Origin of the sequence: Pseudoalteromonas haloplanktis ATCC 14393 (assembly GCF_000238355.1) — a bacterium.
Taxonomy (GTDB): domain Bacteria; phylum Pseudomonadota; class Gammaproteobacteria; order Enterobacterales; family Alteromonadaceae; genus Pseudoalteromonas; species Pseudoalteromonas haloplanktis.
Map to the genome: position 1 here is coordinate 313,170 of NZ_AHCA01000005.1, position 23,205 is coordinate 336,374.

General features: G+C 41.5%; 17 protein-coding genes. 8 read left to right on the plus strand and 9 right to left on the minus strand.

Features of this window, described 5'->3' with window-relative positions:
- Positions 1 to 32: 32 nt before the first annotated feature.
- From PHAL_RS0112030 to PHAL_RS0112040, 3 genes are all read right to left on the minus strand, one after another.
- Entirely contained in the window at positions 33 to 629 is a 597-nt protein-coding gene (locus PHAL_RS0112030; RefSeq protein ID WP_016708662.1) for a 5-formyltetrahydrofolate cyclo-ligase, read from the minus strand.
- Positions 630 to 659: 30 nt separating this feature from the next.
- Complete coding sequence (locus tag PHAL_RS0112035; protein WP_016708663.1) at positions 660 to 1,205, minus strand: hypothetical protein; 546 nt, start codon at positions 1,203 to 1,205, stop codon at positions 660 to 662.
- A 114-nt stretch (positions 1,206 to 1,319) separates the two neighbouring features.
- Positions 1,320 to 2,837, minus strand: coding sequence for a S10 family peptidase (locus PHAL_RS0112040; RefSeq protein ID WP_016708664.1), 1,518 nt, complete (start codon positions 2,835 to 2,837; stop codon positions 1,320 to 1,322).
- A 268-nt stretch (positions 2,838 to 3,105) separates the two neighbouring features.
- On the opposite strand from PHAL_RS0112040, the gene PHAL_RS0112045 reads away from it, so the two are divergent.
- The 5 genes from PHAL_RS0112045 to mrcB all read left to right on the plus strand — a co-directional run bounded on the left by PHAL_RS0112045 (position 3,106) and on the right by mrcB (position 8,863).
- Positions 3,106 to 4,338 carry a GGDEF domain-containing response regulator gene (locus PHAL_RS0112045; RefSeq protein WP_016708665.1) on the plus strand — a complete coding sequence of 411 codons (1,233 nt, stop codon included), beginning with the start codon at positions 3,106 to 3,108 and terminating at the stop codon, positions 4,336 to 4,338.
- A 176-nt stretch (positions 4,339 to 4,514) separates the two neighbouring features.
- The gene (locus PHAL_RS0112050; RefSeq protein ID WP_016708666.1) at positions 4,515 to 4,853 is read left to right on the plus strand and encodes a P-II family nitrogen regulator; all 339 of its coding nucleotides are present in this window, start codon (positions 4,515 to 4,517) and stop codon (positions 4,851 to 4,853) included.
- Positions 4,854 to 4,862: 9 nt separating this feature from the next.
- On the plus strand, positions 4,863 to 6,092 hold the full coding sequence (locus PHAL_RS0112055; RefSeq protein WP_016708667.1) for an ammonium transporter: 1,230 nt from the start codon (positions 4,863 to 4,865) through the stop codon (positions 6,090 to 6,092).
- Between the two features lie 141 nt (positions 6,093 to 6,233).
- Positions 6,234 to 6,425, plus strand: a complete 192-nt coding sequence (locus tag PHAL_RS23040) for a YqaE/Pmp3 family membrane protein (protein WP_016708668.1) — start codon at positions 6,234 to 6,236, stop codon at positions 6,423 to 6,425.
- Positions 6,426 to 6,511: 86 nt separating this feature from the next.
- Complete coding sequence (mrcB, locus tag PHAL_RS0112065; RefSeq protein ID WP_016708669.1) at positions 6,512 to 8,863, plus strand: penicillin-binding protein 1B; 2,352 nt, start codon at positions 6,512 to 6,514, stop codon at positions 8,861 to 8,863.
- Positions 8,864 to 8,932: 69 nt separating this feature from the next.
- On the opposite strand, the gene PHAL_RS0112070 is transcribed toward mrcB, so the two are convergent.
- The 6 genes from PHAL_RS0112070 to PHAL_RS0112095 all read right to left on the minus strand — a co-directional run bounded on the left by PHAL_RS0112070 (position 8,933) and on the right by PHAL_RS0112095 (position 18,074).
- The gene (locus PHAL_RS0112070; protein ID WP_029216127.1) at positions 8,933 to 10,774 is read right to left on the minus strand and encodes a methyl-accepting chemotaxis protein; all 1,842 of its coding nucleotides are present in this window, start codon (positions 10,772 to 10,774) and stop codon (positions 8,933 to 8,935) included.
- Positions 10,775 to 10,905: 131 nt separating this feature from the next.
- Entirely contained in the window at positions 10,906 to 12,186 is a 1,281-nt protein-coding gene (gene hemL, locus PHAL_RS0112075; protein ID WP_016708671.1) for a glutamate-1-semialdehyde 2,1-aminomutase, read from the minus strand.
- 28 nt (positions 12,187 to 12,214) lie between these two features.
- Positions 12,215 to 13,231 carry an aspartate carbamoyltransferase gene (locus tag PHAL_RS0112080; RefSeq protein ID WP_016708672.1) on the minus strand — a complete coding sequence of 339 codons (1,017 nt, stop codon included), beginning with the start codon at positions 13,229 to 13,231 and terminating at the stop codon, positions 12,215 to 12,217.
- Between the two features lie 138 nt (positions 13,232 to 13,369).
- Positions 13,370 to 13,804, minus strand: a complete 435-nt coding sequence (locus PHAL_RS0112085) for a CopD family protein (protein ID WP_016708673.1) — start codon at positions 13,802 to 13,804, stop codon at positions 13,370 to 13,372.
- Positions 13,805 to 13,824: 20 nt separating this feature from the next.
- Positions 13,825 to 15,507: a chloride channel protein gene (locus PHAL_RS0112090; protein ID WP_016708674.1), complete on the minus strand. Its 1,683-nt coding sequence runs from the start codon at positions 15,505 to 15,507 to the stop codon at positions 13,825 to 13,827.
- A 206-nt stretch (positions 15,508 to 15,713) separates the two neighbouring features.
- Positions 15,714 to 18,074 (minus strand): diguanylate cyclase domain-containing protein, encoded by a 2,361-nt coding sequence (locus tag PHAL_RS0112095; protein ID WP_016708675.1) that lies wholly within the window; start codon positions 18,072 to 18,074, stop codon positions 15,714 to 15,716.
- 217 nt (positions 18,075 to 18,291) lie between these two features.
- On the opposite strand from PHAL_RS0112095, the gene erpA reads away from it, so the two are divergent.
- From erpA to PHAL_RS0112110, 3 genes are all read left to right on the plus strand, one after another.
- Positions 18,292 to 18,630 (plus strand): iron-sulfur cluster insertion protein ErpA, encoded by a 339-nt coding sequence (gene erpA, locus PHAL_RS0112100; RefSeq protein WP_016708676.1) that lies wholly within the window; start codon positions 18,292 to 18,294, stop codon positions 18,628 to 18,630.
- 152 nt (positions 18,631 to 18,782) lie between these two features.
- Positions 18,783 to 19,877 carry an efflux RND transporter periplasmic adaptor subunit gene (locus PHAL_RS0112105; protein ID WP_016708677.1) on the plus strand — a complete coding sequence of 365 codons (1,095 nt, stop codon included), beginning with the start codon at positions 18,783 to 18,785 and terminating at the stop codon, positions 19,875 to 19,877.
- Between the two features lie 4 nt (positions 19,878 to 19,881).
- Entirely contained in the window at positions 19,882 to 22,959 is a 3,078-nt protein-coding gene (locus tag PHAL_RS0112110; protein WP_016708678.1) for an efflux RND transporter permease subunit, read from the plus strand.
- Positions 22,960 to 23,205 lie beyond the last annotated feature (246 nt).

Here is a 23,205-nt window from a genome sequence, read left to right on the forward strand (position 1 = left end):
AGTTACTTACCTTTAGTATACAAATTTATTGCTTACCAATGGTAGATTTTCTGCGGTGTAATTATGTAATTTAATGGTACGTCCCACGATTCAACCGGTAAACTTGTAACATGTTGGCATTGATGTGCAAGGCCAATTAGTTGTGGTTTTTGCCAGTTTTCTTTTTCGTAGCGCGCCAGTGTTTTATCATAAAAACCACCCCCCATACCTAACCGGTTGCCATTATCATCAAATGCAACTAACGGCATTAGCAGGTAATCAAGCTCTGCAAGCGGGCATATCTGACTACAATTTAACTTGGGCTCCAAGATACCATAGCGATTTGCCTTCATGGGTGAATTTTCTTCATAACGCTGAAAGTATAAAGTAGTGCCGTTAAAGGGGTGGATAACCGGTAAATAAAGGTGGTGGTTTTTACTCCAAAGGTCCTTTATTAACAATGATGTATCAATTTCTGCGTCATTGCTAAAATAGATGCCTATGTGAGCGTTTTTTACTTTTTTTTGCTGTTTTAAGTGTTGAGTAAAATTCACTTTCAGTGCTTTTGCTGCAATTTTTTGCTCAGATTTTGACAGTAAATTACGTGCTTTGCGGATCTGTTGACGGATCTGTGCTCTTGTTTCACTCATTGTTAACTAGGTTGTACCTTTTATTTTATGTTAAAAACTGAATAAGTCAGGAAATGCAAACGATAACCCCAATACCACAAGTAGTATAACGACCATTGCGATCAGCGAAAATAACAGCACATTACTGCGCTTTTTAATTGGTGTGGTTAACTCTTCATCTAGTAGTAAATCGTCCGTTTGCCAATTATCGTCTTCATCTGTATTTGCTGGGTGTTGGCTTGTTGCTATACGTTGCTCTAAGTCATCGAGTTTTTCTTCAATGCGAATTAAGCTACTGGTGATGTAATCAAGGGCGTTAAAAATTCGTTCGTCGCGCTGGTTGGGGGTTTCAGTCGTATTGGCTGTCATATGTGTTTCAACAGGATGCAGCTTGCTCTTGATGCCAACACTCGCAAGTATTTTGGCTTGTTTTAGCGCTTTCTCTTTTTCACAAGGGGCAAACAATGGCTTGTTGTCAAAAAAAGCGGCCACTTTGGCCGTGGGGGCTTTTAGTTTCGTCGCCAACTGGCTGATCGCGTGTGCTTGGTCTGTATCTTTGGCTAGACCAGCAAACATGACACGGAAGTTTTCTGCCATTTTTGTTTTCCAAAACGTAAAATCAATGGTTTGAGTATATACCTAAACGTTTACTTGTTGCGAAAAAAAAGCCCGTAATAATCGGGCTTTTTATTAATTAGGGCAGTGCAATGTTTAATATTTTGCAGCTTCGCCTTCTTTAGGTAATGATTTTAAAATGAAATCTCGTAGATCATTATTCGAGCTTTCTAAATCTGCATGGCGTAAGTACATCATATGACCACTACGGTAGCCTTTAAAACTTAAGCGGTCACGCATTTTACTACTTGGATCAAGTTGCCACATAGTGTACTTGGCATCAAAGTAATTGGTTGCGCCATCAAAATAACCCGATTGGATCATTACATTTAAGTAAGGGTTTTGCGCCATTGCTAAACGTAAGTTTTCACCAGTATTATTATTTGTACGATCCCACGGATGAACATTACCAAACAAGTTATATTTAACATCTGTTTTATAGTTTAATTCATCACGTAAATAGTGATTGATTGCCGGTGTAAAAGAGTGCAGCCATGATGTAAGTTCCGCCCAATAGTCAGGAGATTCACCCGCATCACGCTTATCAATACCTAAGTAGCGAGAGTCTAAACGACCTACTGTTTGGCCGCGTTCACGCAGTAACTCTTTCCAGAAAAAGTTATTTGGAATGTCGAGGTTGTTTTGCGCTACAAACTTTTCTGACACACCCGCATATAAAGCCATTTGTTTGATGATGGCTTGTTTTTCCTCAGCAGCAATAAATCCCCCTTTTGCGATAGCAGGCAGTAATTTATTAACGGTAAACTCTTCCACTTCAGGCAGTAATTCGTCTAAATCTTTTGCTTGCAGTGCAGGGCTGAGTGCTTTGTGGTACCAAGCGGTTGCGGCAAAGTAAGGTAAGCGGTTCGCCGCTTCCACTGGGCCTTCACGTTTAATACCAATCTCTGTTGGAGAGACTAACACCACACCATTTATGTACATCCATTGGCGATTTTGTAGCTCATGAGCAAGGCCTGAAACACGGGTTGTGCCGTAGCTTTCACCAATTAAAAATTTAGGCGAGCGCCAGCGTTCGTTGCGTGATACAAAAGTGTTTAACCACTCGGCTAAATATTTAATATCAGCATTAACACCAAAAAACATTTTTTGCTGTGCTTCTTTGCTTGGTAGTTCGCCTTTGTCGTTTTCAAGAACGCGTGAATAGCCGGTATTGACTGGGTTAACATAAACAATATCGGCAACATCAAGTACTGAATAAGGATTGTCCTTTATACCGTAAGGCTGAATAGGGTAGCCTTCGTCATCAATTTTTAACACCCGTGGGCCAGTATAAGCAATGTGCATCCATACTGAGGCCGATCCCGGTCCCCCATTGAATGAGATCAGTAATGGGCGTTTAGTGCGATCATCAACTTTATCACGTTCATAGTAAGTGTATTGTAATGTAGCTACAGCATCACCGTTATCATCCCATACAGGTTGTGTGCCTGTGGTTGCTGTATAAGTAAAGCGCTCCCCATTGATACGCGCTTTATGTTCGGTGACAACTTTGCTGTCGACATCAATGCGACGTTGGTTTTCTGCGTAACTGGTTGTACTGACAGTTAAAGTAAGTACAGCTAGTGAGAAACTAATGATACTGATAAGCTTCATGGTTTATCCTTTAGATAATTGTTAACCTATTAAAGATAATTTCTAGGTAAATAACAAAGGGAATGAGACTAGACGCCAATATTAGTCGGTAAGAGGTAGACAATAATATTATCCTAAAGGGAACTACTATGCTTTTATGCGTATATTTGCGGTAGGATATTTTGCTTAAAGCAATAATAAAGTATATTCCATACTTAGTTCTTATTTTTATTTTTTATTCGTAAATAATTTTTATCGGCATTGTTCCGCTGAAGTGTTGAGAAGATATATGCAAAGAGTGTTAGTAGTTGAAGATAGTAAAGTTGTCCAGCAAGTATTACGGCACTTATCCGCTCATTATCTTGATGTAGCGATTGACTTTGCTTGGTCACTTGCACAGGGCAAGGAGTTTATTGCAAAACACCAATACACACTTGCGTTAGTTGATTTAACCCTGCCTGATGCAATGGATGGCCAAGTAGTAAAATACACCTTAGAGCACGCTATTCCTACAGTTGTGCTTACATCTACCATTGATGAATATAAACGCCAGCAGATATTAGAGCTGGGTGTGGTTGATTATGTGATCAAAGATAATCGTGATTCTTATCATTATGCTATTAAATTAGTGTCACAGTTATTGCGTAATCAAGGGTGTAAGGCGTTGATCGCTGATGACTCGTTATTGAGTCGCTCACTTATGAGGCAAATGCTCGAAAAACAGTTATTTGATGTGCAAGATGCCCATGATGGTAAGCAAGCATTACAGATTATTAAAAATGATCCAGAGATCAAGTTACTTTTGACCGATTACGCAATGCCGACCATGGATGGTTTTGAGCTAGTTAAAGCTGTGCGAAATATTCGCGGCCGTGATGATCTCGCTATTATAGGCTTATCTGGTGCTGGTAAGCATGGTTTATCTGCGCGGTTTATCAAATTTGGTGCGAATGACTTTTTAACAAAACCCTTTATGAATGAAGAGTTTCATTGCCGTGTGTTGCAAACTATGGAGCAACTTGCACTTATTGCTGATATCAAAGAAAGTGCGTTTCGCGATGATTTAACCAACCTTTATAATCGTCGTTATTTTTATCAATTTGCTGAAAAACTGTTAAAAGAAACCTCTCGCACTAATTGCTTAGCATTACTTGATATTGATTTTTTTAAAGCGATTAATGATAAGTTTGGTCATGAAGCAGGGGATCAAGCGCTAAAACAGGTGGCATCATTATTACGGAGTTCGTTTCAAGATTTCACTGTTGCACGGGTTGGTGGTGAAGAATTTGCAATCGTGTTAACTGATGTGGGGTTAGATCAAGCATACCCGCTGCTAGATGCATTTAGAGTCAGGTTGTCAGAGTATGAATTTGTGATAAATGGTCAAGCATTTGCGATAACGGTAAGTATTGGTTTAACTAAATTTCAAAATGTGACGTTAACCAGCGCTATGCGCTCGGCGGATAAAGCCTTGTATCAAGCAAAAGAGCGAAATCGTGACTGTGTTGTAAAGCAAAATTAGCGAGCTGCACCACGACAGTAAAGATGTTAAAAAAATGCACCTTCGTGGTGCATTTTTTGTGGGGTGGATTTATTTTACTTGTTTAAGTTATTGTTTTTTATTTATTTAAAATAGTGGCACAAAGGTTGGATTATCTTAGCAAACAGGATAACAATAAGCGTCCGAAGGGGGCCACTATGAAAATGATTAGTGCAATAATAAAGCCATTCAAACTAGATGATGTGCGTGAAGCACTGGCTGATTTAGGCATTGAGGGGATGACGGTTGTTGACGTCAAAGGTTTTGGTCGTCAACGCGGTCACACAGAGTTGTACCGTGGAGCTGAATATCAAGTCGATTTTATTCCTAAAATCAAACTTGAAATTGCTACTCGTACCGAAAATTGTCAAAGGGTCGTTGAGACCATTACCAAAATTGCTTCAACAGGCAAAATTGGCGACGGTAAGATTTTCGTTTACGACTTAGATCAAATTGTCCGTATTCGAACGGGCGAATTAGACGAAGAAGCAATTTAAGGGGGCTTTATGGAAAACACAATAATAGAACTGAAGTTTTCGTTAGATACATTTTATTTCTTAATATCAGGTATTTTAGTTATGTGGATGGCGGCAGGTTTCGCCATGTTAGAAGCGGGCTTAGTCCGTTCAAAAAATACCACAGAGATCTTAACTAAGAACGTGGCGCTTTATGCTATTGCGTGTACCATGTTTTTATTAGTTGGCTACAACATCATGTATGTAGACAATGCCGAAGGCGGATTAATCCCATCGTTTGGAACACTTATTGGCACTCAAGCTGGAGATGCTGATCATTCATTAGAGTCTGATTTCTTCTTCCAAGTGGTATTCGTTGCAACGGCTATGTCGATTGTATCGGGCGCCGTTGCTGAACGTATGAAGTTGTGGGCTTTCCTTGCCTTTGCAATCGTACTAACTGGCATTATTTACCCAATTGAAGGCTATTGGACTTGGGGCGGTGGCTTCTTATCTGAAATGGGCTTTGTTGATTTTGCTGGTTCAGCCATTGTTCACGGTACTGGCGCCGCGGCTGCACTAGCTGGTGTATTAATGTTAGGTGCGCGTAAAGGTAAATACGGTAAAAATGGTGAAATCTACCCAATTCCTGGCTCTAACTTACCACTTGCTACACTAGGTACTTTTATTCTGTGGATGGGTTGGTTTGGCTTTAATGGTGGTTCGCAACTACTTATTTCTGATGCTGAAAATGCCACTGCGGTAGGTAAAATCCTACTTAACACCAACGCTGCTGCGGCAACAGGTGCAATTGCAGCACTGTTTGTATGTAAAGTGTTATGGGGTAAAGCTGATTTAACTATGGTACTAAATGGTGCACTTGCAGGCTTAGTAGTGATTACCGCTGACCCATTATCACCATCACCATTACTTGCGTGTTTACTGGGTATTTTAGGTGGCTCACTCGTTGTATTTAGTATTGTTGCGCTAGACAAAATTAAAATTGATGATCCAGTTGGTGCCATTTCAGTGCACGGTGTGTGCGGTATCTTGGGGATTATCTTAGTGCCAGTATCAAATGCCGATGCTTCATTTGTTACTCAATTAATTGGCTTAGTATGTATCTTAGGCTTCGTGTTTATCGCTTCACTTATTGTGTGGACTATCCTTAAGAAAACCATGGGTATCCGTGTAACAGAAGAAGAAGAGTTAAACGGTATGGATCAGCACGATTGTGGTATCGATGCCTACCCTGAGTTTGTTTCAGTACGTAGTAACTAAGCGAATAATTTAAAAATCATTGTGTGTTCAGAACAAAGTCCTAATTTCGATTAGGACTTTTTTTGTGTTTGCAATAAAAAGTTATTGATAAAACTCAGCGTATTCGGGTAGGAAAATAAGGATTTAGTGTCTACTCTTTAAATGACATTAACTACAAATAAAAGGCTAGCTATGGATAACAAATTACTTTTGATCATTCTGTCGATATTTTTACCTCCGGTGGCCGTATTCTTAAAAGCTGGAGTTGGTAAAGATCTGATTATTAATATTATCTTGTGTTTTATCTTTTTTATTCCGGCAATGGTTCATTCACTATGGCTGTGTACACGCTAAGTTTCAGTGACTGTTAATTTTACTGGTGTTAGTATTGCGCTTATAGCACCTGTAAAATTAACTTCTGGAACTAAATAGCAACGTCAATGGCTGATAAAAAAGATCCTCGCTCTAGTAAAACTCCACCAAAGCGCCCAACAAAAAAAGCGTCAAGTACAGCATCTAAGTCAGTGAAAAAAACACCGACTAAAAAAACGCCGACAAAAAATATAAAAAAACGTGGTATCGGTCGTCAGCTTTGGTCTATTTTTTGGAAACTCAGCTTAGCTGGCATAATTGCTATGGCGTTATATTTAATTTACCTCGATGCAAAAATCACCCGCCAATTTGAAGGCAATAAATGGCAGCTACCTGCACAAGTTTATGCTAGGGCAATGGGCTTTTACCCTGGGCAATTTTTATCTAGTCAAGAAGTCGTGTGGGAGCTTGATAGGTTAAATTATAGCTCGGTGAATAAACTCAGCCGAACCGGGCAATATGTAAAAGCAGACGATAGCATTAAAATTTTCCGCCGCGAATTTGAGTTTTATGATGGTTTAGAACAAGCACAAGTTATTGAGCTGCGTTTTGCGGGTCAAAAACTTGCCAGCATTAAAGATAAGTTTGGCAGACGCTTAAATAGCGCTCGCTTGGAGCCCGTACAAATTGCTCGGATTGGTAATGATTCAAAACAAGACCGTGAATTTGTACCACTGGATAAGTTTCCACCTATGCTTACAGATACACTTTTAGTGGTTGAAGATCAGAACTTTTATCAACACCACGGTGTATCCGTATTTTCGATCATGCGTGCTTTATATAGCAATATAAAAGCAGGGCGCACTGTTCAGGGTGGCAGTACGTTAACTCAGCAGTTGGCAAAAAATATTTATTTAACGCGAGACCGCACGCTGATACGCAAATTTAATGAAGCATTGATCGCGTTAATTTTAGATTATCGTTATTCAAAAGATCAAATATTAGAAGCCTACCTAAATGAGGTGTATCTTGGTCAATCGTATAACCAAGGTGTGCATGGTATGGGCTTGGCGTCTGAATTTTATTTTTCTAAACCGGTCGATGAGCTAGAGTACGATCAAATAGCGCTACTTGTTGCTATGGTGAAAGGACCTTCATACTATAATCCTCGCCGTTACCCTGAGCGCACTATGGAACGTCGTGATTTAGTATTACGGTTAATGGTTGATAATAAATTGATTGATACCCGCGAATACCGTGCTGCTTTAAAACGGCCAATCGACATTGCACCAATGAAGGATAGCTTGCCTAAATCATACCCTGGTTATTTAGAGCTGGTGGATCGTGAGCTGAAAAAATTACTACCTGATCAAGAAGTACTTGATGCTGGCGTGCGCGTGTTTACGTATTTTGACTTACAAAAACAAACAGCAATGGAAGAAGCCATTGAAAAAAGCCTGCCGTATCTCGAAAAACGTGCTGCTACGGAGCAGCTTGAAGCGGCAATGATCTCAGTTAATGTAGAGAAGGGCGGGGTATCAGCTTTAGTTGCAGGGCGTGATCCACGTTTCTTAGGGTTTAATCGAGTATTAGATACAAAACGAAACATTGGCTCGTTAGTAAAACCTGCGGTGTATTTAACGGCGTTGGGGTTACCCCACTATAACTTAGCAACGCTCTTGGATGATTCACCAGTGCAAGTAACTAATGAACAGGGCAAAGTGTGGCAGCCTGAAAATTTTGACCATCAATATCGCGGTATGATGCCGCTGTATAGAGCTTTTAGTAACAGCATCAATATACCAGCGGTGAATCTAGGCCTAGATGTTGGAGTCGATAAAGTGGCTGATACGCTTACCAAGCTCGGTGCAAAAGGTCATATTCGTCATTACCCATCATTACTACTTGGGGCGCTTGAAATGTCGAGTTTTGAAGTCGCTCAGCTTTATACCACATTGGCGGCAGATGGTGAGTATCGCCAATTGACATCAATTTCAGCGTTAACGGATTCAGTCGGAAAGGTGCTCTATCAGCATAATATCAGCTCGCAGCCGCGCTTTGATAAAGACGCGCTATACATGACAAAATATGCGATGAAACGGGTTACAAAAGATGGTACTGCAAAACGCTTAAATGCCCATTTTCCATCAATTCAATTGGCGGGTAAAACCGGCACTAGTAATGATTTACGTGATAGTTGGTATGCAGGTTTTGATCAAAATACGGTAACTGTCGCATGGCTTGGCCGTGATGATAACAAAAGCACTGGATTAACAGGCAGTGTTGGTGCACTAGAAACCTATATTCGCTATCTTAAACCACTTAATCCAGAGTCTATTGCTGATACTCGTCCGCCCTCGATCCGCTGGGCATTTGTTAATGAACAGACGGGTAAACAAGCACCTCCGGGCTGTGGTAAGGTCATTCAACTCCCATTGCGAGTTAGTGAGTTTGAGCCAAGACCTAGTTGTCAGCGTTAAGTGTATTGAAGTGACTTATAAACAAACGCAGCAACCTAGGTTGCTGCGTTTGTTTAGCAAGTAAGCTGATCAAGGTTTAAAAAATTGCATCGCACTGCTTAGTTGCTCAGACAGCTGGCTGATTGTCTTTGTATCTACAGAGCTTGAATGCGCGGAGTTTTGTGCTTTTATTGCTAACGTACTGATCTGTTGCGAATCTTTTAAAACTTGGCTGGTGGCAATGGATTGTGATTGTACCCGCTGAGCTATTAACTTACCTTGTAATGTTATTTCTTGCATACTCTGTTGCGCATTTTGCAGCACGCTATTTGTATTGTTAGCTGACTGTACGCAATGCACCATTTTATCAACACTTGAGCGCATTTTCTGCTGTGTATCGTCAGAGGCATGTTGCAAAGAACTGATGATTTGATGAATTTCTTGAGTTTGTAGTTGAGTCCGCTGAGCTAAGGTTCTTACTTCATCCGCTACCACAGCAAAACCACGACCTTGTTCGCCCGCACGTGCAGCCTCAATAGCTGCATTAAGTGCTAATAAGTTAGTTTGATCCGCTATTTCACTGATCCCTTTACTGACTTTACTTATATTTTGACTGTCTTTGGCTAGGCGATCTAAAGCATGTTGATTGTCACTGAATTCAACTTGTAGATCGTGCATAAACTCAGCAAGTTCCATGGTGTTATGTGAGCTTTCTAAGACGTGATCTGCCGCTGTTTGCGCAATCAGCATGGCTTGGTTTGCAGCGTCTTCGACCGTATGTGCGCTGTCAGCCATTTCACTCAAGGCGCTGTGAATGGTATTGACGCGATTTTGTTGCTCACCGACATCAAGGTTTGTTTGATGGCTTGCTTGTTCAAGAGAAATTATTGCGCTACTTAAATCGAATGTTGTTTGATTAACCTGTGCCAAGAAACCTTTAAATGCGTTCAGTAAGGCATTATATCGAGTAGTGATTATGCTCATTTCATCACTGCCAATAGTGTCTAACTTGGCATTTAAATTACCATTTGCAGCATGCTCTGCTGCGTTAGCGAAGCGAGTGATACCGTCAACCACCGCAAAGTAGAAACCAATTAATAGGTAACAAGCGCTGAGCAAGCTAAATAAAGAAGCAAGCAGTACTGTGTTTCTGATCCATTGCTGTTGTTGTAACTTTTCACTAATTAGCTGTTCTAACATTGGCACACTTGCAGCAATCAAGTGACGGGTATCGTTGATAACCTCGGTATGTAATTGTGTGAATTCAGCTTGGGTCAGTGCCAGCTCATCAGGTTCAAGTATTCTCTTATCTATAGCTGTTTTAAAATTAATAATACTCTGCTCAAGCTTACTGAGTTGTGGTGTAATTTTTGCGCCGACTTGTTTGTTGGCATCTGTCGCAACTTGTAAGGTGGTGCGAACATTTGCTAAATATTGTGGTAATGATTTCGATAGGTTAGATAAACTAATAAATGTTGCAGGAGTAAACGATTGGCGCTCTAGTACGGTGTCGGCACTTTGCTTTATTTGATGTAGTTGCGAAATTAAGGCGGGCAGCGGTGAGACTAATGTACGATTTAAATAGGCGCTCGCTAACTGCTCGTCAAGGGCTAACTTTGAAGCTGTAGATATGTGTTCTAATGCCTCGTTCGATTGAGCATCTGTAACCGAATAGCCGTAGGAGCGAGCGATAGCGGCATTATTATCTGTACGTGAATTTAAATAGTTATCAAGTACAGCACTGTAGCTATGCAAGCCATGGCGTTTAGATTGCGATACTTCAATATTATTAGTAAGCAAAGACAATAAAAAAAATAAACTAACGCTTAAAGGCACTAATAAAATACCAAACACTAAACTAATTTTGGTTTTATATTTGAGGTTTGCCATCAAATTGATAGCGGGGGAAGTTATGCGTCTTAATCCTGACATAGAGCTCTCTTGATGGCTTAGTTGTTAATACTTATTACTAAGACCGCATACCTTGGTAATATCATTCATTGATATGAGAGCTGAAGCAAAAAAAAGCCCTTACGGGCTTTTTTATCACTTAAAATTAAAACTTAAAGCTTAGCGAACGCACGCTCGGCGGCGGCGATGGTATCGGCGATTTCTTGTTCTGAGTGCTCAGAGCAAACAAAGCCCGCTTCAAACGCTGAAGGTGCTAAGTACACGCCCTCTTCAAGCATTAAGTGGAAGAACTTTTTAAAGCGCTCTAAATCACATTGAGTAGCTTGTTGGTAAGTGGTTACTTTTTCTTGTTCAGTAAAGAAGAAACCATACATGCCACCGGCGTAGTTTGTGGTCAGTGGGATACCCGCTTTTTTAGCCGCGGCTTCAAAGCCCTCACAAATTGCTTTGCTTTTTGCTTCAAGCTCAGCGTGTAGGCCATCAACACATAAAAGTTCAAGTGCTTTTAAGCCTGCGGCCATAGCGATTGGGTTACCAGACAATGTACCAGCTTGGTAAACAGGGCCGACTGGCGCAATGTAATCCATGATCTCAGTTTTACCACCAAAAGCACCGACAGGCATACCACCACCAATGACTTTACCTAAACAAGTTAAGTCAGGAGTGATATTGTAGTAAGCTTGTGCGCCACCTAGTGCTACGCGAAAGCCGGTCATGACTTCGTCAAAAATAAGCACTGATTTGTACTCATCACATACCGCGCGCAGGCCTTCTAAAAAGCCAGGAACCGGCGGGATACAGTTCATGTTACCGGCTACAGGCTCTACGATAATACAGGCGATTTCGTCGGCGTACTTGGCGAAAATAGCTTTTACTTCATCAAGGTTGTTAAACGACACTGTTAAGGTGTGTTTAGCAAAATCTTCCGGAATACCCGGTGAGTTTGGTACACCCATTGTTAATGCGCCCGAACCGGCTTTTACTAACAATGAATCTGCGTGACCGTGGTAACAGCCTTCAAATTTAAGTATTTTGTCACGGCCGGTAAAACCACGCGCTAAACGGATCGCACTCATGGTGGCTTCAGTGCCTGAGCTTACCATGCGTACTTTTTCAATTGATGGCACAAGCTGTTTTACTTTTTCAGCCATGAAAATTTCAGTTTCAGTGGGGGCACCATAACTAAGGCCATTTTCTACCGCATCAAGTACCGCTTGTTTAATGGCTGGGTGATTATGGCCCATGATCATCGGGCCCCATGAGCCTACATAATCAATGTAACGATTGCCATCGGCATCAAAGGTAAATGGGCCTTGCGCTTTAGTTATAAACAGCGGCGTACCGCCAACACCATTAAAGGCACGTACTGGTGAGTTTACGCCACCAGGGATAGACGCTTGGGCGCGGGCAAATAAATCTTGGCTAATTGTCATGAAAAATCCTATTAGTTGTACTGGTAGATTAACTATCGCGTTTACGGCTAAACCATGGCACAGCAACTTCATATTGCTCAACTTTGTCGGCAACATCTAAGGTCAATGCAAATAGTGCCATGCGAATTAACACGCCATTTTGTACTTGGCGGAAGATAGCTAAGTTATCGTTACTATTTAAATCGTTATCGAGTTCATTGGCTTCCATGCGGCTGTCGCGCGGCAATGGATGCATTAACACGGAGTTTGGTTTGCAGTGGGCGTTGTAAATTGATTGGCTGATCCGAAAACCGCCACGGTATTTATTCGCTTCTTCCTGTGATGGAAAGCGCTCTTCTTGAATGCGGGTTTGATAGACGATATCGGCAGCTAAGTTACCTTCCATTTTATCGACGATTTCAATTTTATGGCCTGCATTATCAACGGCGTCCAAAATATAGCTTGGCATTTGTAAGCCATCTGGTGCCACCATTGAAAATTTGATGTCTTTATAATGACATAATAATTTTGATAGTGAATGCACCGTACGACCATATTTTAAATCACCAACTAGGGCGATATGCATGCCGTCAATACCTTGCTCAAAACGGTTGAGTTCACGTTCAATGGTTAACAAATCAAGCAAGGCCTGAGTTGGGTGCTCGTTTGGGCCATCACCACCGTTGATCACAGGTACTGAACAGCCAGTGGCAAATTCGGCCACTGAGCCTGCATCAGGGTGGCGCATTGCGACTGCATCTGCGTAAGCTGAAATAACCCGGGCGGTATCGTATAACGATTCGCCTTTGGCGAGTGCTGAGCTTTGCATGCCGGTGGTTTCACGGACGAGGCCGCCTAATAAATTAAACGCTGTACCAAAGCTTACGCGGGTACGGGTACTTGGCTCAAAGAATAAGTTTGCTAAGATCGCGCCTTCTAACACATTGGTGCGCTTTTGCTTTTTAGCATACGGCTCCATTTTTTTGGCTACTGCAAAAATACGTTCAATACAGTCGCGGTCGAGCTGATTGACAGAAAGAATATTTTCACCTTGGAAACTTAACATTGGGGTTATTCCTATCACATTGAAAAGGGGCGCGATCAACCATCAACGATGGGCACGCAATCGCGCGATATTATACCCAAACCACTTCAAGAAGCGAGTTTCTACATTTTGAGGTGGTTTGGGCATACAGCAAATTTTTTATAAACTAGGTTTAGTTACGGCTAAAAATATGATGACTAACAATAGCAATACTGGTAACTCATTAAAAATACGGTAAAAACGGTGACTTCGAGTATTACGGTCGTGTTTAAAATCAGCCAGCAACTTAAAACAAAAGCCGTGGTATAGGTATAAAATAATCACTAATACCAGTTTGTAGTGCAGCCACATGCTGTGTTTGAACCACTCACGGCCGTATTCCATAATGGTTAATACACCAAATACCGCGGTTAATATGGCAAACGGAGTAACAAAATACAGTAAGCGGCGTTCCATGACTTTAAGCATTGAATTACATGACTTCTCTTCGCTCATAGCATGATAAACAAACAGTCTTGGCAGGTAGAAAATGCCAGCAAACCAGGCAATCATAAAAAAGATATGTAGGGCTTTGTAGACTAGTAGCGCGCTCATAATGTTCTCTATTGGGTTAGTTAAAGTAAGCTATTACGTATGGTGAGGATATGGCGGATCTGATCCCAGCGCATAATTCCCATAATTTGTTGATTATCGAGTAAGTTATAGATATACACAGCGCCACTGCGTTTATCTTTTAATACCTCAAATGCATCGGCAAGGGTTGCTTGGCTGCTGATCCCTTGCAGGCAGATATAGTTAATAGCAATGTTTTGATCCGACATTAAACTTAAATCATACTCCGCAAGCCGGTAGCCATTTTCAGCATCATAAACAATCAGCGGGGTTTGGCTATCCACCGCATTTAAGGTACTTTCGATTTGTTGTTTATCATCTGAATACAGTAGCTTAAAGTTTTCATCCATTTCGTCCATAACCCCTACTTTTTGTAGGGCTTCGGTGGCTGGAGAAACTTGATAACTTAAGCCTTGAAAATCAAGTTGCTGTAAAAATATCGAGCGATTGCCAAATATTTGTAAGGCGGTCACATAGGCCGTTGTAATAACCAGCATTGCTGGGACGATAATTTCTTGGCTTGAAGTTAGCTCCATCACCGTGGTTAAAGCGGCAAGTGGCGCGTGTAGGGTGGCGGCAAGTAACCCTGCCATGCCTAATACGCTGTACGTGCCTGCTATATCAACACCAGGACTAATAAATTGCGCAAAAAACGCCATTAAGGTGCCCATTAATACGCCGAGCCCGATCACTGGGCCAATAATGCCACCGGGAATACCTAGCCCAATAGCGAATAAGGTGGCGAGTAATTTAGCGATTAAAATGGTGGTGAGCAGTTGTACATCTTCTGGGGTTTCTACGGCGAGCGTTATTGCACTCATCCCAGACCCCATTGCTTGGGGAACTAAATAAGCGATGCCGCCAGCGATAAGGCCTGCCAATAACAGCCGTGGAAACATGCTTAAAGGTTTAAAGGTGCGGATGATCAGCATTAAATTTTGGTTAAACGCATAAGCAACAGCGCCCAGTGCAATACCAAATAGGACTAAAAATGGATAGTGCCAACCACTTAAAGTGGTGATGGTGATGAGTTCTAATTCAGAGGCATTACCAAAAACAAATTGAGTAGCTAAAGCACCGGTAACCGCAGCAAGCATAATAGGCACAAAGATATGCACTTTGTACTCACGCATCACGACTTCCATGACAAAAATTACCGCCGCTAATGGGGTATTAAAGGACGCTGCAATGCCTGCTGCAACCCCACAACCACTGAGGGTTCGCATAGCGTTGTAAGGTAAATGCAGTTTGTCAGCTAAGATACTAGCGCCGGTTGCGCCCATATGGACGGAAGGGCCTTCACGGCCGACAGAAAAACCACTGATCAATGCTAATGCACCGCCGACAAATTGATTAACGGTGTTATACAACGGCATTTGCCCATAGTGACTTTTAATGCGGTGAATAACGAAAGGAATACCTAATCGATAATGTTTAAAACCAGTGAAAGCCGCAAACAGAGCAATTAAAAAGGCTGCAATAATAGGCATTAACACCCGTTCTAGAGGCGGTAAGGTGGTAAAATCGTCAGGGTTATCAAGGAATAAGCCTTGAAAAAATAGAATTGTGAGGCGAAATAGAATGATCAAAAACGCCGCAATTAATCCAGCACTTACGCCAAGTAAGCACAATTGCACCGATGTTTTTGGCTTTGCCAAGCGACGCCTAAGCGTTTCAAGCCACATGCTTTGTTCCTCGCCACCTATTCCAGCGCGCAGTTTAGCAAAAGTGTCACAGTAAGTCCTTTTGATTTTCATCAATAGTTTAACTTAAATCAAATTGATACCAAGTAGTTGGGTGATTGTGTAGCGTACAATTGGCTAAGTAGTAAAAATATAAAGGAGTGTGTGTCACGGCCAAAATTCGTAGGTTCTCATTCATTATTAGGAGCTCACTGGTTGATAATAACTTGTTGTTTCACATCCTTGGCGCGTTTATGGTTGTACATTCTGGCATCAGCTTTGTTGAGTAATTCATCTAAGCTTTCTCCTTCATCTGGGTAAATAGCATAACCGATACTGGCCCCCACACAAAGACTGCCTTGTGATGACATTATCGGTAATTCAATCGCGGCAATAAATCGCGCCAATGCTGTTTTAACTTGGTTGTTTTCTTCAATGTGAGTGATGAGAATGACAAATTCGTCACCACCTATACGGGCGATACAATCGGTTTTTCTGGCTATGTCACTTAAGCGTTTCGCTATTTCAACCAAAACTAGGTCACCGATTAAGTGGCCATGGGTGTCATTAATAGGTTTAAACTTGTCTAAATCAAAATATAAACAGGCGACTTTAGTGGCAGTGCGTTTTGTGCAGTCAAATGCGTGCTCAGCAAACTTACATAACGCATTGCGATTAGCGAGGCCGGTAAGGTGATCAGTTTGTGCTAATTGCAGTATTTTATTTTCAGCAATCACGCGTTTTGAGATATCAAAATTAATTCCAACCATACAATCGCCATAGATCTGGCCGTCAGCATTTAAGTAACGTGTTTCCCCACTAGGTAACATAATTTGAAACTCAGCATGGAACTCCCCCTTATTGGCAACCGCACTTTTTAAATTTTTGATTACATTTTTAAAATCATCTGGGTGGACTCTTTTTTCCCATTCAGTGTAGTTACTAGTAAAAGCCGACTTGTCAACGCCATAGAGTGCGAACATCCACTCATCCCAGATCAGTTCATTGGTCTTAAAGTTCCACTCCCATACGCCAATATGCGCCGCATTCGCTGCTATAGACATACGATGATGCAGCTTTTCAAGTTCTAGCTTGGCAACTCTCAGTTCAGTTATGTCCTCAGCGACTGCGAGTAAAAACTTTGTTTTACCCTGACTATCTTTGATAGCCATTTTTCGCGTGCGTAAATAGTGGGTCTGGCCATCAATGGTGATAGGTTCCTCATCAATTGTTATACCTTCACCGGAACTTAAAACTGATCGATCTGACGCAGTAAAACATTCGGCCTCTTGCTCAGGAAATATATCAAAATCACTGAGCCCAATAAGTTCGTCTCGTGTTTTCCCAAGTAATTGTTCACCTGCTTTGTTGATATGACTAAAAGACAGTTGCTCAGCTTCTTTGACGACTAACATAATTGGTAACGTGTCGAAAATGGTTTGGGTAAATGCTTCTTGATTTTGGATATTGGTTAAATCTTTAATGGTAGCGACAAATGAGGGGTTGGCGTGTTTTCTGATTGGACTAATCGAGACCGTAATAGGAAAGTCTGCCCCTTTGTTGTTTCGCCCTTGTAATAATTGACTTTTACCTGCTTGTTCAGCGTCATTATAGTGAGTTGTTTGTGTTGCATATTTTTGTGGTATCAACGGGGCTATGTTTTTACCAATTAATTCGTGCTGCTCAAAGCCAAAAATACTGGTTGTGGCAGGATTTGCAAACTCAATATTTCCTTGCTTATCAAAGCAGATGACCGCATCTTGCACTGTATTTAGTACTGCTTTTAATTTTGCTGATAATAGGCTTCTGGCTCGTAATTCCATCCCGCCAACCAGAAATAAACTCAGTGCTAACAGAACAAACAGGATAACTTGGGCAAGTTCAGCGCTATTTTCATTAGTGATATAGGTAGTGTGATGTGCAGCAAAAACATACATAGACATCATACCTATGTAATGCATGCCTGAGATAGCGGTGCCCATGGTCAAAGCTGCAAGTAAGTTTACCCAATAAAGCTTAGTATGGGTGCTTAATCGTAATTCGTTTATTTTTAATGCCAGGCCTGAGAGCACCACAGCAACCAACACAGAGAATGAAAATAACCAGGGTTCGTAAGCCATGTGGGCGGGCATGCGCATCGCCATCATGCCAATATAATGCATGCTGCCAATACCTAGACCCATGAGTATACTTCTGAGCCATAAATTATTAAAACGCCCTAATGTGGGTGACATAACAATATAGCTGGCAAAAATACTGGGAAAAATAGACACGAGCGTTATTGTGATATCGTACTCTACTGGAATGGGGAGCTTATAGGCTAGCATGCCAATAAAGTGCATAGCCCAAATTCCGCCACCTAAAAAGCAAGATGCTACGATTGTCCATAGCCGTGTTTCTTCTTTTAATTGTGAGCCTTTAATGCGCGCTGATAATAAAAAAGAAATATAAGATGCAAATACGGCCGTTAATATTGAGGCCAATACAAGATAGCCATCATACTGAGCCGAAATAACTGGGGCATTCAGCATTTCAGATGTAATAAAGTGGAGCGTTAAATGGTTATCCAAGATGGTCCCTCATCTTAATTGAAACAGAGTATCGTGTGGATTTATTTCAGCCTGAGAAATAAATATAGTATAGAAATAACAGGTGCACCATTTTACATCGCTTACAACTGGCTATATAAAAATTAGCTTAACTATTATAAGCAAACTTATCCCTATACTTGATTAAAACACTCGGGTATTAGATAATCGCAATAATGTAGGTATAGAGGGTTATGGTATGTCAGATGAATTACCCATTAAGTTCAGCGATGCAGCGGCTGTTCGTGTTAAACAGTTAATCGACGAAGAAGAGAATCCAAATTTAAAACTGCGTGTTTATGTCACAGGTGGTGGTTGCTCTGGTTTCCAGTATGGGTTTACTTTTGATGAAAAAGCAAATCCAGGCGATTTAGAAATTGTTAAAAATGGTGTGACCTTAGTGGTTGACCCAATGAGTATTCAATATTTAGTTGACGGTGAAGTAGATTATACCGAAGGACTTGAAGGCGCACGCTTTTTTGTTGCAAACCCCAATGCAACGACTACCTGCGGGTGTGGCGCTAGTTTTAGCGTTTAAAGATATTGATTAAAGCCGCAGGTTGCGGCTTTTTTATTGACTAAAATTTAATACCAAAGATAACACTCTAATCTTATTGCCTTAAAACTACTACGTACTCTATTATTTGCACAATCATGCACATTTATTATTGATAGCTAAAAGGAAACTTTGTGTTGAAAAAGCTTGCCCAGCAACTAGAAGAAAAACCCTATATTCTCGCCATAATCATTGTTGTTGCTATTTGTATTTGGATGGGCTCTGGATCAAGTCATGCGAGTAATGAGCAGTCTTCAAGCACTTTTGAGAAAACAGCGAAAGTGCAAGTGGTGAAATTAGTCGCGCAAGACATCAAGAAAACCTTGTCGTTTTATGGTAAATCAGAACCAGATAAGTTAGCCCGTGTGAGTGCACGTCAAGCCGGTGAAGTTAACAAAATTTATGTGCAAGAAGGCCAGTTTGTTGAGCAAGGGGCACTAATACTTGAGTTAGATAAATCTGATTTAGTTGCACAGTTGGGCTCTGCCACAGCACTGTTAAAGCAATATACGGCAGAATATGAAGGTGCGTTGTCACTGAGAGATCAAGGATTGCAAGATCGGGTGCAAACTATGCGCAGCGAAGCGGTATTAGCGCAAGGAAAAGCACGTTTAGCTGGGCTTGAACTGCAATTGGAGCGTACCGAGATCCGTGCGCCTTTTAGTGGCATCATTAATAAACGCCTTGTACAGCTCGGTGATTATGTTGCGATTGGCGATCCTATTTTAGAGTTGGTTGATCTTGATCCTTTAGTGGTTCGTGCTGATGCGACACAAAAAGAAATTACTGGTTTGCAAGTCGGTCAAGCTGTGCACGCCCATGTTTTAAACGATAAAACATACCCAGGAAAAGTGCGTTATATTGCCTCTGTCGCCGACGACAGCACCAATACGTTTCGTATCGAAGCTGCATTTGCCAATCCCGAAATGAAATTTAAAGCAGGTTATTCAACGCAACTTGATATCTCCCTCGATTCCGCGCCAGCGATGTTACTAAGTCCTGCCTACATGGCACTAGATAGTGAAGGCAATATTGGAGTTAAGGTAATAAACGCTGAAAATCGTGTCGAGTTTAAAAATGTGAGACTTGCTAAATCGACAGCTGAAGGAGTGTGGTTGTGGGGATTAGGTGAAACAGCAAATGTGATCACGTTAGGGCAAGGTTTTGTTAGAGTCGGTGATAGTGTCGAACCTGTGTTTGTTGAAGCTGATACTATAGCGGGCGAATAACGGCATGAAAAATTTAATAGAAGCCTCGCTCAATCATACGCGCACAGTACTGCTGATTTTTATTTTATTATTGATATCAGGGTGGGTGACCTACCAAAATATTCCGAAAGAAGCGAATCCCGATGTAACGATTCCGTTTATTTACGTATCCATCATTCATGATGGTATATCACCCGAAGATGCTGAACGGTTACTTGTAAGGCCCATGGAAATTGAATTGCGTTCTATCGAGGGCGTAAAAGAAATGACCGCGGTGGCCAGTGAAGGCCATGCTTCTGTTACGTTAGAGTTTATGGCGGGCATGGATCCTAAAGAGGCGCTTGCCGATGTGCGTGACAAAGTCAGTTTAGCCAAGGCAAAGCTCCCTTCTGAATCAGAAGAGCCAGAAGTTCATGAAATACTCATGGAAGACGAGCAACCCACCATCACTTTAACACTCTCAGGCGACTCACCAGAGCGAGGCTTATTAACCCTTGCGCGTAATTTAAAAGACGAGCTCGAAAGCATCTCTAGCGTATTGGAAGTAGATGTGGGGGGGGATCGTGAAGATATGGTGGAAATTGAGGTCGATCCGCTAGCGATGATCTCCTACGGGCTTGAACCAAACGATATTATTCAACTACTTTCTAACAATAACCGCTTAGTTGCGGCGGGTACTTTGGATACTGGTAAAGGGCGCTTTGCTGTAAAAATTCCTTCGGTATTTGAAACCATTCAAGATGTAATGGAACAACCTGTAAAAGTGGTAGGCGATCGAGTCGTGCGCTTTATGGATGTTGCTAAAATTCGCCGCGCTTATAAAGATCCGAACTCAATCGCACGTATCAACGGCCGTCAAGCCGTGTCTCTTGAAGTTAAAAAGCGTGCTGGGGAAAATATTATAGACACAGTAGCGCAAGTGAAAGAAGTTGTTAAGCAAGCGCAAAAAATATGGCCTGAGCATATTCGTGTTGATTACACCGGTGACATGTCAAAAGACGTTGAAATGATGCTGTCAGACTTACAAAATAACGTGTTGTCGGCGGTATTGCTGGTGGTTATTGTGATTGTTGCAGTCCTTGGTGCTCGCACTGCTTTTTTAGTGGGTATTGCGATCCCAGGTTCATTTCTAACGGGTATTTTAGTCATTTCTTTATTTGGCTTAACCGTCAACATCGTGGTGCTATTTGCGCTGATCATGGCAGTCGGGATGTTGGTAGATGGTGCAATTGTTGTCACAGAATTTGCTGATAGAGCAATGAGTGAAGGCAAGTCACGTAAGCAGGCTTATAAGATTGCTGCTGAGCGTATGGCATGGCCAATTATTGCATCAACGGCTACGACACTTGCGGCTTTTGCACCGTTAATATTTTGGCCAGGAATGATGGGTGAGTTTATGAAGTACTTACCAATTACGTTAATAGCGACGCTATCAGCATCATTACTAATGGCATTGGTTTTTGTACCAACAATTGGCGGTATGATAGGAAAAATTAGACCCTTAACGCCAGTGCAAAAGCAGGATTTAGTGATTGCTGAATCTGGTGATTTAACTCAACTGCAAGGTTTTGCAGGGCGGTATGTGCGTGTACTAGATAGGGCGCTTGATAAACCATGGTGGACCTTACTCGCGGCGATTGTGTTCTCAATTTTAGTATTTATTGGCTTTGGAGCATCAAAACTCGGGGTTGAGTTTTTCCCAGATGTTGAGCCAAATGGGGTAAATATTAAAGTACGTTCGTATAGTGATTTGTCTATTTATGAAAAAGACGTGATCATGAAGGAGATTGAAACCCGTATTTTGGCCGTTGAGGGTATTAAAACCTTGTATGCACGCACTGGTGGGCAAGATCAAATAGGTTCATTTCGATTAAATTTAAAAGATTGGCATGAACGCCCGCCAGCTGAAGACATTATTACCCAAGTTAATGAAATCACAGCAAGCTTTGCTGGGGTTGAGATTGAGATGCGTAAGGATGAAAATGGCCCAGGTGGCGGCAAAGCACTGAGTATAGAGTTAAGTTCAAAATTTCCTGAGATACTCAACCAACAAGCTAAAGTGATCCGCCAAGCCATTGAAAACGATGGGGCTTTTCGTAATGTAGACGACACCGCTTCAAAACCGGGAATTGAATGGCAGTTAAAACTTAATCGAGCCGATGCCGCACGTTATGGCGCAGATGCCGCTATGCTCGGTGCCAATGTGCAGTTAATTACCAATGGATTAAAGCTGGGAGAGTATCGCCCAGATGATGTTGATGATGAAATTGATATTCGCGTGCGCTTTCCACATGACAAACGAGACTTAAGCCGTCTTGAAACGTTACGTGTTAAAACCATACATGGGCAAGTACCGATTAGCTATTTTGTTGAACGCCATGCGGCGCCAAAAGTCGATACAATTCGTCGAGTTGACGCTCACCGAGTAGTGACTATTAACGCTGATATGAAAGTAGGTGAGCAACTGGCTAAAGCGTTACCGCGCTTACAAGCACAGCTTAAAGAGCAAGGCTTAGATCCTAGAGTTAAAATCAAAGTTCGTGGTGAAACCGAAGATCAAGATGAATCAGAAGCTTTCTTGAAAAATGCCTTTTTAGTTGCGCTGTTTGTGATGGGTATTATTTTAGTCACTCAGTTTAATAGTTTTTATCAGGCCTTTTTGATTTTAAGCGCGGTGGTGTTTTCAACTGTTGGCGTGTTCTTAGGGTTATTAGTGTTACAGCAACCGTTTGGTATTGTTATGTCAGGCATTGGGGTTATTTCGTTAGCCGGTATTGTTGTTAATAATAATATTGTACTAATTGATACTTATAACGTACTCAGAACACAAGGACTTGCGGTAAAAGATGCCATTTTAAGGACGGGAGCACAGCGCTTACGACCAGTGTTATTAACCACGGTAACAACTATTTTGGGCTTAATGCCGATGGTATTACAGATCAATATTGATTTATTTAATCGCACAATTGATTTTGGTGCACCGTCAACGCAGTGGTGGGTGCAATTAGCAACTGCCGTTGCGGGGGGCTTGACCTTTGCGACTATACTAACCTTAGTACTCACACCTTGTTTATTGATGTTACGTGAACGCCGCAGAGCGTAATATTGATTTATTTTTAGTCACTCACGACACGTGAGTGACTTTCATCATTAGAACAAAAAAACCTAACACCAGTGCAGAAAATGCCAAAATGTATATAAAGCCTTTTTTACCTTGTTTGATCGGGACTTGGTTGTATTTAAGAAAAAAGTACCAAATTAAGCAAAGTACAATAGGCATTAGGAATAATAATCGGAACATGAATCTCTCTCTTTTGTAATGATTATACAGTTTATTAGCATAACTATT